Below are 11,895 nucleotides of genomic sequence, written 5' to 3' on the forward strand. Positions count from 1 at the left end.
ACACCGGAATCGACCATGGCGAAGAAACTATCGCGCGCCTCGTCCAGCTTCGACGCACATCCCGTCATCGCACATCACCCACACCTGATCAGGAGCCGTGGTGCATCGACCGGTTGACCCCGCCTGAGCTGAACCGGTGTGACATTGGTCAGGGAAGGGAGTGGGTCAGATCAGGGGGTTGGCGCCGTTGAGGAAGATCCAGACGCACACGCCCGCAGCGATGCCCAGTAGCAATACGACGAACGAACCGACGAACGGCCGGGTGGCCCAACCTCGTCTCCCGTCGAACGAGATACGGCCTGGGCCGGTCAGGATGATCACTCCGGCACACACGCCGAGGAGCGTTTCGTATTCGGTGCCGGACGGGGCGAAGAACTCGAGGCCCGGCTCGGTAATCTGCCGGAAGGCCCACGCGTTGATCATCACCGCCAGGACGGATGCGGCCGCGAACGGTGTCAGCAGTCCGAGGATCAACAGTGCACCACCGGCGACCTCGCCCACTGCACCGAGAATGGCAAGAGGTTTCGCGTGGTCGAAGCCGGCTTCCGCCAACGTGTTCTCGAAGCCGTCGAGCCCCGGGCCGTTCCACAGACCGACGAGCTTCTGAAGGCCGTGGACCAGCGCGATCGCGCCCACTGCGACACGAAGGCACAGCAGTCCGAGGTCGAGGGTGCCTCGGCCGGACTTTCGATCGGAATCGTCGTCGTCCGATCGACTCGAAACCGGGCTCGCCGCGAAATCGGAGTCCGACGCAGACGAGGCGGGTGCCGGCGCAGACATGATCTCGGTGGGCTGTTCTGGCACGTACTGTTCCGAGCGCTCGGACATCCCCGAGTACGCCGGAATCTGCTCGGTCGGCAGTCCACCGCCTGCGGTGTCGCCGAAGTCGAGTTCGTCGTCGGAGTGGGGCAGCCCATCCGATCGGGACGACTTGCTGGGGTCTTTCGGCATGTCGGTCACGTGGACCAGGGTAAGTCTGGACCGGCGCTGCAGGCGGTAAGCCGAACCGGCGTGGCGGCAGGGCCGCAGTCTTCCGTAACGTCTGACCCATGAGTCTGGGTGGGTGGCGCGCGACGGTGCGCAACAAATCGATGGTCGGCCTGGCGGTATTCGGAGTCACCATCGCGTTCGCGAGCGGGTGTGCCCGTTTCGACGAGTCGGCATCGTCGCCGTTCACCCCCGAACCGTCCGAAGCTCCCGTCGACGTCCGCCCCGAAAGCGAGGCGCCGGAAACGACATCCCCCGAGGCACCACGCGGCCCTCTCGGTCCGTGCGAGGACCCGGACCCCGCCGTGATCGCCACCTGCCTCGATTCGACGGGCGGAATCATCACGCTGCCCGGTGGAACCACGGCGATCGTCGCCGAGCGGCGCACCGGCCGCATTCTCGAGGTGGCGCAGGGCCAGAAGCCACGCGAGATCGCACATGTCGACGTGGATGGCAGCTCCGACGGCGGCCTCCTCGACATCGCGTTGTCGCCCACGTTCGCCGAGGACAATCTGATCTACGCCTACGCCACCTCCGGCAGCGACAACCGGGTGGTCCGGATCGCGCCCGGTGACTCTGCCAAGGAAATTCTGAGCGGTATCCCGCGCGGCGCCAGCGGCAACAGCGGTTCGCTCGAGTTCGCCGGCCCCACCGACCTGATGGTCCTCACCGGCGATGCGGGAGATCCCGCAGCAGCCACCGATCCGGCGTCCCTGGCCGGCAAACTCTTGAAGGTCACCGCACTGTCGCCCGCACCGGCAGGCGCACAACCTCCACCTCAGGTCGTGTTGTCGGGCATCGGAACCGCAGGTGGAGTGTGCGTGGAGCCCGGTATCGCGACCTGGGTGACCGACCGGACCGCGCTCGAAGACCGACTGCAGCGGATTGGCGCAGACGGTTCGGTGACGTCACCGGTATGGACCTGGCCCGAGCACCCAGGCGTCGGCGGTTGCGTCGCAGCAGAGGGTGTCGTCGCCGTGTCACTCGACGAGGGCAAGGCGCTCTCGGCACTCGCCGCCGACCCGAGCGGAGCAGTGACCGCTGCACCGTCCGTCGTCGCCAAGGATCGCTACGGACGCCTGAACGGCGCAGCCCTCGGCGACGACGGCCAGATCTGGGTCGGCACCGTCAACAAGGACGGCGGCGAACCCGGACCCAACGACGATCGCGTCGTGAAAATGCCACTGCCCTCCGGCGGCGGCGGATTCGACTGACGGTCAGGCGCAGGCCGCGAGCACGAGTTCTTTGACTCGTGCCGGGTCTGCCTGCCCGCGGGTGGCCTTCATGACGTCGCCGACGATCTTGCCGGCGGCCGCGACCTTGCCGCTACGAATCTTGTCCGCGATGTCGGGGTTGGCCGCCAGTGCCTCGTCGACAGCGGCCTGAAGCTTGCTGTCGTCGCGCTCCACGACCAGCTCCGGATGATCCGCAACGACCTGCTCCGGATCGCCCTCGCCAGCGAGAACGTGGTCGACCACCTGACGGGCCACTTTGTTGTTCAGCTTGCCGCTGTCGATCAGAGCGACCACCTGCGCGACCTGAGCCGGCGTGATCGGCAGCTCCTCGAGCTCGACACCGCGAGTGTTGGCTGCCTGGGACAGGTACGAGACCCACCACGAACGGGCTGCCTCCGGTGACGCGCCGGCATCGGCAGTAGCGATGACCAGGTCGAGAGCGCCCGCATTGACCAGGTCGCGCATCACCTCGTCGGAAACACCCCAGTCCGCCTGGATGCGGGCGCGGCGCAGCCACGGCAACTCGGGAATGGTGCCACGAAGGCGCTCGACCAGTTCCTCGCTCGGAGCGACGGGCTCGAGGTCGGGTTCCGGGAAATAGCGGTAGTCCTCGGCCGATTCCTTCGGGCGCCCCGAGGACGTCGTTCCATCACCTTCCTGGAAGTGCCGAGTCTCCAAGGTCACCTCGCCGCCCGACTTCAACACCGCGGCCTGACGGCGCATCTCGAAACGGACTGCCACCTCTACGCTCTTGAGCGAGTTGACGTTCTTCGTCTCCGTTCGAGTGCCGAACTCCTTTGCGCCGATCGGCATCAGCGAGACATTGGCGTCACAGCGCAGCGAACCCTGGTCCATTCGGACGTCCGAGACGTCGAGTGCCTTCAGAAGATCGCGCAGCGCCGACACGTAGGCACGCGCCACCTCGGGCGCACGCTCACCGGCACCCTCGATCGGCTTGGTGACGATCTCGACCAACGGCACGCCGGCCCTGTTGTAGTCGAGAAGCGAGTGGCTTGCGCCGTGGATACGTCCGGTCGCGCCGCCGATGTGCAGCGACTTTCCCGTGTCTTCTTCCATGTGTGCGCGCTCGATCTCGACGCGGAAGGTGCTTCCGTCGTCGAGCACCACGTCGAGGTAGCCGTCGTGGACGATGGGCTCGTCGTACTGACTGATCTGGTAGTTCTTCGGCTGGTCCGGGTAGAAGTAGTTCTTCCGGGCGAAGCGGCCCCACGGAGTGACCGAGCAGTTCAAGGCCAACCCGATACGGATGGCGGACTCGACGGCCGCCTCGTTCACCACCGGCAACGCTCCGGGCATTCCGAGACACACCGGGCACACCTGAGTGTTGGGTTCGCCGCCGAACACCGTCGGGCAGGGGCAGAACATCTTGGTGTTCGTGCCCAGCTCGACGTGTACCTCCATACCGAGTACCGGCTCGTACGTGGCGAGCACTTCGTCGTAGTCGAGGATGTCCGGCGCGTCGAGAGCAGTCATGCCCCCGAGTTTATGCGGTGACGGCCCGACCTCGGGAGCCGAGGTCAGCCGAAGAACGCTGCGGCTTCGTCGTATCTGTCCGCCGGGACGGTCTTGAGGCGACGCGTCGCGTCCGCGAGCGGTACGAGGTCGATCGTCGTGCCGTGCAGCGCCACCATCCGGCCGAAGTCGCCTCGGTGCGCCGCGTCGGTGGCGTGCACGCCGAAACGGGTGGCCAGCACGCGGTCGTAAGGGGTGGGCGTGCCACCGCGCTGGACGTGTCCGAGCACCGTCGTGCGCACCTCCTTGCCGATGCGCCGTTCGATCTCGTCACCGAGTTGCTGGGCCACACCGGTGAAGCGCTTGTGCCCGAACTCGTCGATGCCGCCTTCCCGCAGACTCATCGAATCCGGTTTCGGTGCAGCGCCTTCCGCCACGACGCAGATGAAATGGCTGTCACCGCGTTGGAACCGCTTCTTCACCATCGAGCACACCTCGGCCACGTCGAACGGCACCTCGGGGACCAGAGTCAGGTGTGCGCCGCTGGCAAGGCCGGCGTGGAGTGCGATCCACCCCGCGTGCCTGCCCATCACTTCCACGAGCATCACCCGTTGGTGCGATTCCGCTGTGGTGTGCAAACGATCGATCGCCTCGGTGGCCACGCTCAGCGCGGTGTCGAACCCGAACGTCACGTCGGTGCAGTCGATGTCGTTGTCGATCGTCTTCGGGACGCCGATGACGGGCACACCACTGTCGGACAACCAGCTCGCAGCGGTCAGGGTTCCCTCGCCGCCGATCGGGATGAGAACGTCGATTCCGTTGTCGTCGAGCGTCTGCTTCACCCGATCCAGGCCGGCTCGCAGTATGTCCGGGTTGACCCGTGCGGTCCCGAGGATGGTTCCGCCGCGGGTGAGGATGCGGTCGATTCCGTCGTCGTTGGCCAACTTCGACTTGCGGTCCTCGAGCAGGCCCCGCCACCCGTCCTGGAAACCGACGACGGTACTGCCGTATCGCGCATCGGCGGTGCGCACGACAGCCCTGATCACAGCGTTCAAACCTGGGCAGTCGCCGCCGCCCGTCAGAATTCCGATCCGCATGGCTCCATCTTGCCGCTCATCATGAGCTCAGGCATCCCGAACGTCAGCCGGGGGTCACCAGGCCGCTCTCGTAGGCAAGGACCACCGCCTGCGCGCGATCACGCAGGTTCAACTTCGCCAACACCTTGCCCACGTGCGTCTTCACGGTTTGTTCGGCCACGAACAGCTGCTGTGCGATCTCCGTGTTCGACAGGCCACGTGCGATCAGCTCCAGAACCTCTCGCTCACGCGGGGTCAGCGATCCCAGAGCGGCGGGCTTGCGCTTGCCGTTCGACCGACGACTCGTCACGTCTGCGATGAGTCTGCGAGTGACGGTGGGAGCGAGCAGCGCTTCCCCGTCCGCCACGACTCGAACGGCGCGAACCAGCTCCTCCGCGGGGGCGTCTTTGAGCATGAAACCGCTGGCGCCCAGCGTGAGCGCCTCGTACACGTAGTCGTCGATGTCGAAGGTCGTGAGCATCAGCACGCGAACCTGCGGTTCGAGACCCGCAGTGAGGATGCTGCGAGCCGCATCGAGCCCGTTCATCTCCGGCATACGCACGTCCATCAGCACCACGTCGGGCCGTAGGCGCTTGACCTCGGACACCGCGGCACGGCCGTCGGAGGCGTCGCCGATCACACTGATGTCCGGCTGCGCTCCGAGGAGAGCGCCGAAGCCCTGGCGGACCATCGCCTGATCGTCGGCTATGAATACGGTGATTGCCACCCGGCCAGCCTAGGCGGATCCACGCGGGATCTGTGCGTGGACTTCGAATCCACCGTCGGCGCGCGCGCCCGTCGTGACCGATCCCCCGACGGCACGGGCACGTTCGCGCATACCGATCAGCCCGTTGCCGCCACCCGACTCCGACCTGACCGGTGACGTAGCCGGTCCGCTCGACACGCTCACGACGGCATCGTGTTCGCGGCAGCTGATCTGCACCTGAACCGCGGCCCCTGGGGCATGTCGTGCCGCGTTCGCAAGTGATTCCTGGAGCACCCGATACGCCACGAGACCCGAGGCCGGCGACAACGAACCGAGATCGCCGACCACGTTCCACGACACCGGGATTCCGGCGCGGCGGCTCCCCATCAGCAAGTTCTCGATCTCCGCGCCCCCCGGCTGCGGCGCATCCTCGGCCAGCTGGCCGTCGCTGCGCAACACATTCAGCAATCCGCGAGTCTCGTTCAGCGCCGACCGGGCCGCCGCGCCGATCGAATCGAACTCCGCCTTCACCTCCGGAGACACATCGTCGAGCCGGTACGGAGCGCTCTGCGCCTGTACGACCACCATCGACATGTGGTGCGCGACGATGTCGTGGAGGTCTCGGGCGATGTGGGCCTTCTCCTCGAGAATCGTCCGGCGGGTGCGCTCGAGCTCGCTCAGCTCTTCCTGTTGCGCCAACTGTCGACGCGAGAGCACGAGCCACCGAACGAGTAGGCCGAAGGTGACGATCGCGGTCAGCCCGACCGCCCAACCGCGGCCGTTGGTACCGGGGGTGTCGGCAAGGAACAACAGCACCGTGGCGATCCAGGCGACTCCCACGACGGGCAGCGCCGCACGCATACTCACCGTCGCCAGCAACGCCAGGATCACCAGAATGTGCACGACCTGCCACGGGTAGTCGTACCCCTCTTGAAGGTCGAACACTCGTGGAATCACCAGTGCCGATACGGCAGACACCGCCCAGCCCAGCGCGGGGTTGAATCGGATGAGGACGAATGGGAAAGCGGCCAGCGCGGCCACTATCGGTTGAATCGGCGGCGCTACCTGGTGGGTCAGCTGCAATGTGGGCCACGCGACGGCATACAGAATCGCCGTGACCAGAACGATCACGACGTTCAACCACTGACCCCAGGACAGCCGGCGGCCCGTCGACCGTATCGATCGTCGGCTCGCGGAGGACAGTGGCACCATCGTTTTCACACTGTCGACATTACGAACAACGAGGCCGTAAGTCCTCATACCCAGGAGGGATGTTCCCCCCACCCCTGGGTATCGGTACGAGGTGGCAACTCACCCACCGGACGACACCACAACCGCTCTCACGAGTGATGTCCCTGCGTACAGCGGCTTCATAGCGTCGATCTCATGGGAAACACGGGGAGAAGAACAGCAGTACTCGCAGTAGTGCTGGCAGCGACTGCCACGGTCACGGCGACCGGAATGGCGGACGCCACCACACCGGCGCGCGAGAATGTCGCAGCCGCTCACACGGTGCACTCGCTGAGCTCGACCTCCTATGCAGCCGGCCCAGCGAATGTGCCCGCCGACTTCGACACCGTGATGGGCTATCGCCCCGCCGTCCTCGACGGCCGTCTCGTGAATCCCGCCGGCGATTGCTCCTCTCCCGTGCCACTTCCCGCCGAGTTCGACGACGCCTGCAAGGCCCACGACCTCGGCTACGACCTCTTGCGTTACGCCACGGCCAACGGCGAGGAGTTGGGTACTTGGGCACGAAAGGATCTCGACGCACAGCTCGCCACCGACATGCACGGTGCATGCGATTCGCGCGACTCGGGCCTCGACCGAACGTCGTGCCACGTCATGGCCGACGTCGCCGCCGTGGCGGTCACCGGAAATTCGTGGCGGCAGGGGTTCGTGACTCCGACGAAGGAATCGCTACTCCCCTACGCACTCTGCGCTTTCGGCATCGTCCTGATCGCAGGAGCCGCTGCCGCTGTCCGGCGCAGCAGAGGAGCCCTCGCATGAAATACCTACCCCAGACCCGTCATTCGTTGATCATCACGGTCGGAATCCTCGTCTCACTCGCACCTTCGCTGCTTCCACGTCCACCGATCATGCAGGGAATCGTGACGGGACTCCTTGCCGCGCTGGCGTTCGCGATCGCCGCACTGGTGCATCGTGTCGCGCGACTCGTTCGGGGCGACACCACTCGAATGCCGAGGGAGTCCGTTCAGGTGCTGTCGCTACTCGTCGGAGCGATCGCCGTGAGTTGGTCGGTGATCTACGCCGACCATTGGCAGGACGGCCTGCGAAGAGCAATGGGTATGGCGGTCGTCGGACCGGCACATTGGGCAACAGTTCTGGCGGCGGCGATCCTCACCTTCGCCGTTCTCGTCGGAACGGGCACCGGCCTCGGGCATCTGGCCCGCCGAGTAGGACGCCTCGGCACCGTCACGGCGGCCGTGATCGCCGTGGTGGGCGTACAGGTGGTGGTCGGTCCAGCAGCGTGGAACGCGCTGTCGAATTCGTACAGCGAATCCAACGCAACGATCGACGTCTCGGTGGATCGTCCGATGTCGGGAACACTTGCCGGGAGCCCCGAATCCGCCATCGGCTGGGAAACCTTGGGACGCGAAGGCAGAAGGTTCGTCGCCGGGGGCGAGAACGCGCCCGGTATCCGCACTTATGTCGGACTGAACTCGGCCACCGATACCGACACCCGTGCCGCACTGGCCGTCACCGAACTCGACCGAGCAAGGGGATTCGAACGATCCACCGTGGTGGTCGCCGTCCCCACCGGGTCGGGCTGGATCGACTCGCACGCGGCCGACGGGATCGAGGAACGATTTCAGGGAGATGTGGCGATCGTCGGTATGCAGTACTCGTTCGCGCCGAGTTGGGTGACCTTCCTGTTCGGACGCGACGCCGCGAACGACAGTGCCGGTGCACTCCTCACCGCCGTCGAAGATCACGTGTCCGCGATGCCCGCCGCGCAACGGCCCGACATCTACGTCTACGGGCAGAGTCTCGGCTCCGTCGGCGGAAGTGCTGCCCTGCGTGATTCCAGGACGGTGTGCGGCGCGCTGTGGGCGGGGCCGCCGGCAGGCTCCGTGAACACCGACGGCGCAACTGTTCTCGCGAACACCTCGGACCCGGTCGTGTGGTGGTCACCGAATCTGATCACCAACAAGCCGAATCTCGACCTCGCCGAACGAGATGCACCGATGCCCACCTGGCTACCGGGAATCAGTTTCGTGCAAACGAGCGTCGACCTACTCACGGCACTCTCGGTCCCGCCCGGCCACGGACACCGATACGGAACCGAGCAGGGCACCGCCCTACCGGAGTGCGGAGATCAGGCGGGCAACGCGATGGGGCCGCGGGCCGCCTCGTATGCCGCGCCGACTCGGTAGAGGCGCTCGTCGGCCAGTGCGGGAGCCATGATCTGCAGACCGACCGGAAGACCGTCGTCCTCGGACAACCCCGACGGCACCGACATCGCGCAGTGGCCGGCGAGGTTGGTGGGCAGGGTGCACAGGTCCGACAGGTACATCGCGAGCGGGTCGTCCACCTTCTCCCCCAGCTTCCACGGGGTGAACGGACTCGTCGGCGACACCAGGACGTCGACCTTCTCGTAGGCCTTGTCGAAGTCACGCGAGATGAGCGTGCGCACCTTGAGCGCCTGACCGTAGTAGGCGTCGTAGTAGCCGGACGACAGCGCAAAGGTGCCGATCATGATGCGGCGCTTGACCTCCGGACCGAACCCGGCGGCGCGCGTCGCGGCCATCACCTGATCGGCGCTCATGTCGCCCTCGTCGACCCGCAGTCCGTAACGCATGGCATCGAAGCGTGCGAGGTTGGACGACACCTCGCTCGGCAGGATCAAGTAGTACGCGGCGAGCGCGTACTCGAAGTTGGGGCACGACACCTCGACGACCTCGGCACCGAGTTCCGTCAGCTGCGCAACGGCGGCGTCGAACGAGGACAGGACGCCAGGCTGGTAGCTGTCGGAGTGAAGTTCTTTGACCACACCGACTTTGACGCCGGTGAGATCACCCTTCGCGCCTTCGCGCGCCGCGGCCACGACAGGCCGAACGGGTGCGTCGATGGATGTCGAGTCACGCGGATCGTGACCGGCGATCACCTCGTGCAAAAGCGCGGTGTCGAGAACCGTACGTCCACACGGGCCGCCCTGATCGAGCGAGGAAGCGCACGCAACGAGACCGAAGCGCGACACCGTGCCGTACGTGGGCTTGGTGCCCACCGTTGCGGTGACGGCGGCCGGCTGCCGAATGGATCCACCCGTGTCGGTACCGATCGCGAGCGGGGCCTGCCGAGACGCCAGTGCTGCGGCGCTGCCACCGCCCGATCCACCGGGGATCCGCTCCTTGTCCCACGGGTTGTGGGTCGGGCCGTACGCCGAGTTCTCGGTGGACGAACCCATCGCGAACTCGTCCATGTTGGTCTTGCCGAGAATCGGGATACCCGCCTCGCGCAACTTGGTCGTCAACGTCGCGTCGTAGGGCGCAACCCAACCGTCGAGCATCTTCGACGCACACGTCGTCGGCATGTCGGTCGTGGTGAAGATGTCCTTCAACGCCAGGGGAACGCCGGCGAGCGGCGACGACGGCGCTTCGCCGGCACCGATCGACTCGTCCACTGCCTTGGCGGACACCAATGCCTGTTCGCCGGCCACATGCAGGAAGGCGTTCAGTTCGCCGTCGACTGCTTCGATCCGGTCGAGGTGCGCGCGGGTCACCTCGACCGAGGACACCTCACGACTGTGAATCTTCTCCGCGAGTGCGGAAGCATCGAGACCGGTCAGATCGGCGCTCATTCGCCCTCTCCAAGAATCTGCGGAACCGCGAAGCGGCCTTGTTCGACTGCGGGTGCACCCGACAACGCCTGCTCCGGAGTGAGACCCGGGACGATTCGATCGGGACGCGTCACGTTGGTAACCGCATTGGGGTTGGCCATCGGCGGTACGTCGTCGGCACCGACCTCCGTGACCGCTTTGACGTGGCTGAGAATCGAATCCAACTGACCCGAGAACTCGTCGAGCTCGGATTCGGACAGCGCAAGTCTGGACAGCCGCGCGAGGTGCGCGACCTCGTCACGAGAGATGGCAGGCACCGCGGTACCCCTTTCGGATCGGGCGAGGGTGTTCCGTCCCAGCCTAGAGCGTGCTGCGACGGGCTGTGCAGCCAGCCGGTCCTACGTCGAAGCGATAGTCGGCGACGAAAGTGCAAGGATGATCTGCAACATCTCATGGTGAAAGGGACGCACGTGTCGTATCTCCTCCGTGTCCGGCTCCCCGACCGCCCCGGTAGCCTCGGCGCACTCGCCGTGGCGCTCGGTTCGGTGGGCGCCGACATTCTCTCGCTCGACGTCGTGGAGCGAGAGGCCGATTACGCCGTCGACGACCTCGTCGTCGACGTCGAGCCGGGCGCACTTCCCGACACACTCATCACCGCCGCGGAGCGGCTCCCGGAAGTACGGGTCGACTCCATTCGCCCCTATGCGGGCATTCTCGATACTCATCGCGAGCTCGAACTCATCGACCAGGTGGCCACCGCGCCCGACGATCGACTCCAAGTACTCGTGGACGGCGCACCGAGGGTCTTGCGGGTCGGGTGGGCCACCGTTGTCGCGATGGGGCCCCACGGCGCCCATCGGGTCGTGGGAAGTTCCGGAGCCCCGGAGACCCACGCCGCCGAACTGCCCTGGATGCCACTCGACAAGGCCGCTGCACTCGATGGGGACGACTCGTGGGTGCCACCGGTGTGGCGGGAGATGAACACCACACTGGCGGCAGCGCCGCTGGGCGACTCCGGCCCGGTACTGATGCTCGGACGGCCGGGCGGCCCGGAGTTTCGGCCCTCGGAAATCGCGCGTCTCGGCTATCTGGCCGGAATCATTGCAACAGTTCTGAGTTAGACGAGTTCTCGGACCAGCACCGTGAGTTCCAGGCCGGGAACCGGTTCCCAGTTCCGCTCGGGATCGGCCACGAAGCCGTTCCGGTCGTAGATGCGCCGCGCCTCTTCCATGTCCGGCTGAGTGGATATGACGACAGCCTGATCCCCACGTTCGTAGGCGACGTCCACGACGTGCCTGACGAGAGCGGAGCCGACACCCTGCTTACGGGCATCGGTGGAGACTGCGAGCAGCCTGAATTCCAGTTCACGCGGCCCCGCCACGTCCGCGTACGGCGACCCCGGTTCCGCGATGGTGACGGACCCGAGAAGCGTGCCGTCCTTCACCGCGACCAGAACCGTGGCATCCTCGGCTCGACCAGCGGTGTCCTTGATGGTCGTCGTATAGGGCCCGTGCGCATCGACGTGCCCGCCACCGACGTAGGCGATCAGGGTGAGGTCGGCGACCGCCTCGTACTCGTCAGGCGTGACCTCGCGTATCTCGATCATTCACGAATGATGAC

General features: G+C 66.1%; 12 protein-coding genes. 4 read left to right on the plus strand and 8 right to left on the minus strand.

The window, feature by feature from the left end; translation table 11 throughout:
• Positions 1 to 165: 165 nt before the first annotated feature.
• Positions 166 to 951, minus strand: coding sequence for a DoxX family protein (locus ACZI8R_RS15080; RefSeq protein WP_463380640.1), 786 nt, complete (start codon positions 949 to 951; stop codon positions 166 to 168).
• Between the two features lie 98 nt (positions 952 to 1,049).
• Between ACZI8R_RS15080 and ACZI8R_RS15085 the strand changes: the two genes are divergently transcribed.
• Positions 1,050 to 2,201 (plus strand): PQQ-dependent sugar dehydrogenase, encoded by a 1,152-nt coding sequence (locus tag ACZI8R_RS15085; protein ID WP_463380459.1) that lies wholly within the window; start codon positions 1,050 to 1,052, stop codon positions 2,199 to 2,201.
• A 3-nt stretch (positions 2,202 to 2,204) separates the two neighbouring features.
• On the opposite strand, the gene gatB is transcribed toward ACZI8R_RS15085, so the two are convergent.
• The 4 genes from gatB to ACZI8R_RS15105 are packed head-to-tail and all read right to left on the minus strand — an operon-like array spanning position 2,205 to position 6,689.
• Positions 2,205 to 3,716, minus strand: a complete 1,512-nt coding sequence (gene gatB, locus ACZI8R_RS15090; RefSeq protein ID WP_463380460.1) for an Asp-tRNA(Asn)/Glu-tRNA(Gln) amidotransferase subunit GatB — start codon at positions 3,714 to 3,716, stop codon at positions 2,205 to 2,207.
• 44 nt (positions 3,717 to 3,760) lie between these two features.
• On the minus strand, positions 3,761 to 4,792 hold the full coding sequence (locus tag ACZI8R_RS15095; RefSeq protein ID WP_463380461.1) for an ATP-dependent 6-phosphofructokinase: 1,032 nt from the start codon (positions 4,790 to 4,792) through the stop codon (positions 3,761 to 3,763).
• A gap of 43 nt (positions 4,793 to 4,835) precedes the next feature.
• Positions 4,836 to 5,498 carry a response regulator gene (locus ACZI8R_RS15100; protein ID WP_463380462.1) on the minus strand — a complete coding sequence of 221 codons (663 nt, stop codon included), beginning with the start codon at positions 5,496 to 5,498 and terminating at the stop codon, positions 4,836 to 4,838.
• A 9-nt stretch (positions 5,499 to 5,507) separates the two neighbouring features.
• The gene (locus ACZI8R_RS15105) at positions 5,508 to 6,689 is read right to left on the minus strand and encodes a sensor histidine kinase (protein ID WP_463380463.1); all 1,182 of its coding nucleotides are present in this window, start codon (positions 6,687 to 6,689) and stop codon (positions 5,508 to 5,510) included.
• Between the two features lie 174 nt (positions 6,690 to 6,863).
• Between ACZI8R_RS15105 and ACZI8R_RS15110 the strand changes: the two genes are divergently transcribed.
• Positions 6,864 to 7,484, plus strand: a complete 621-nt coding sequence (locus ACZI8R_RS15110; protein ID WP_463380464.1) for a hypothetical protein — start codon at positions 6,864 to 6,866, stop codon at positions 7,482 to 7,484.
• Positions 7,481 to 8,872 (plus strand): alpha/beta-hydrolase family protein, encoded by a 1,392-nt coding sequence (locus ACZI8R_RS15115; protein ID WP_463380465.1) that lies wholly within the window; start codon positions 7,481 to 7,483, stop codon positions 8,870 to 8,872. The genes ACZI8R_RS15110 and ACZI8R_RS15115 overlap by 4 nt, the downstream gene beginning before the upstream one ends.
• Here ACZI8R_RS15115 and gatA read toward each other — a convergent pair.
• Positions 8,815 to 10,296, minus strand: coding sequence for an Asp-tRNA(Asn)/Glu-tRNA(Gln) amidotransferase subunit GatA (gatA, locus tag ACZI8R_RS15120; protein WP_463380466.1), 1,482 nt, complete (start codon positions 10,294 to 10,296; stop codon positions 8,815 to 8,817). The two genes, ACZI8R_RS15115 and gatA, sit on opposite strands and share 58 nt — an antisense overlap.
• Positions 10,293 to 10,592 carry an Asp-tRNA(Asn)/Glu-tRNA(Gln) amidotransferase subunit GatC gene (gene gatC, locus ACZI8R_RS15125; protein ID WP_463380467.1) on the minus strand — a complete coding sequence of 100 codons (300 nt, stop codon included), beginning with the start codon at positions 10,590 to 10,592 and terminating at the stop codon, positions 10,293 to 10,295. The genes gatA and gatC overlap by 4 nt, the downstream gene beginning before the upstream one ends.
• A 153-nt stretch (positions 10,593 to 10,745) precedes the next feature.
• Between gatC and ACZI8R_RS15130 the strand changes: the two genes are divergently transcribed.
• On the plus strand, positions 10,746 to 11,396 hold the full coding sequence (locus ACZI8R_RS15130; RefSeq protein WP_463380468.1) for an ACT domain-containing protein: 651 nt from the start codon (positions 10,746 to 10,748) through the stop codon (positions 11,394 to 11,396).
• Here the strand turns inward: ACZI8R_RS15130 and ACZI8R_RS15135 are convergent.
• Positions 11,393 to 11,881 carry a GNAT family N-acetyltransferase gene (locus tag ACZI8R_RS15135; RefSeq protein ID WP_463380469.1) on the minus strand — a complete coding sequence of 163 codons (489 nt, stop codon included), beginning with the start codon at positions 11,879 to 11,881 and terminating at the stop codon, positions 11,393 to 11,395. The two genes, ACZI8R_RS15130 and ACZI8R_RS15135, sit on opposite strands and share 4 nt — an antisense overlap.
• Positions 11,882 to 11,895 lie beyond the last annotated feature (14 nt).

This window comes from Rhodococcus huquni (genome assembly GCF_055231055.1).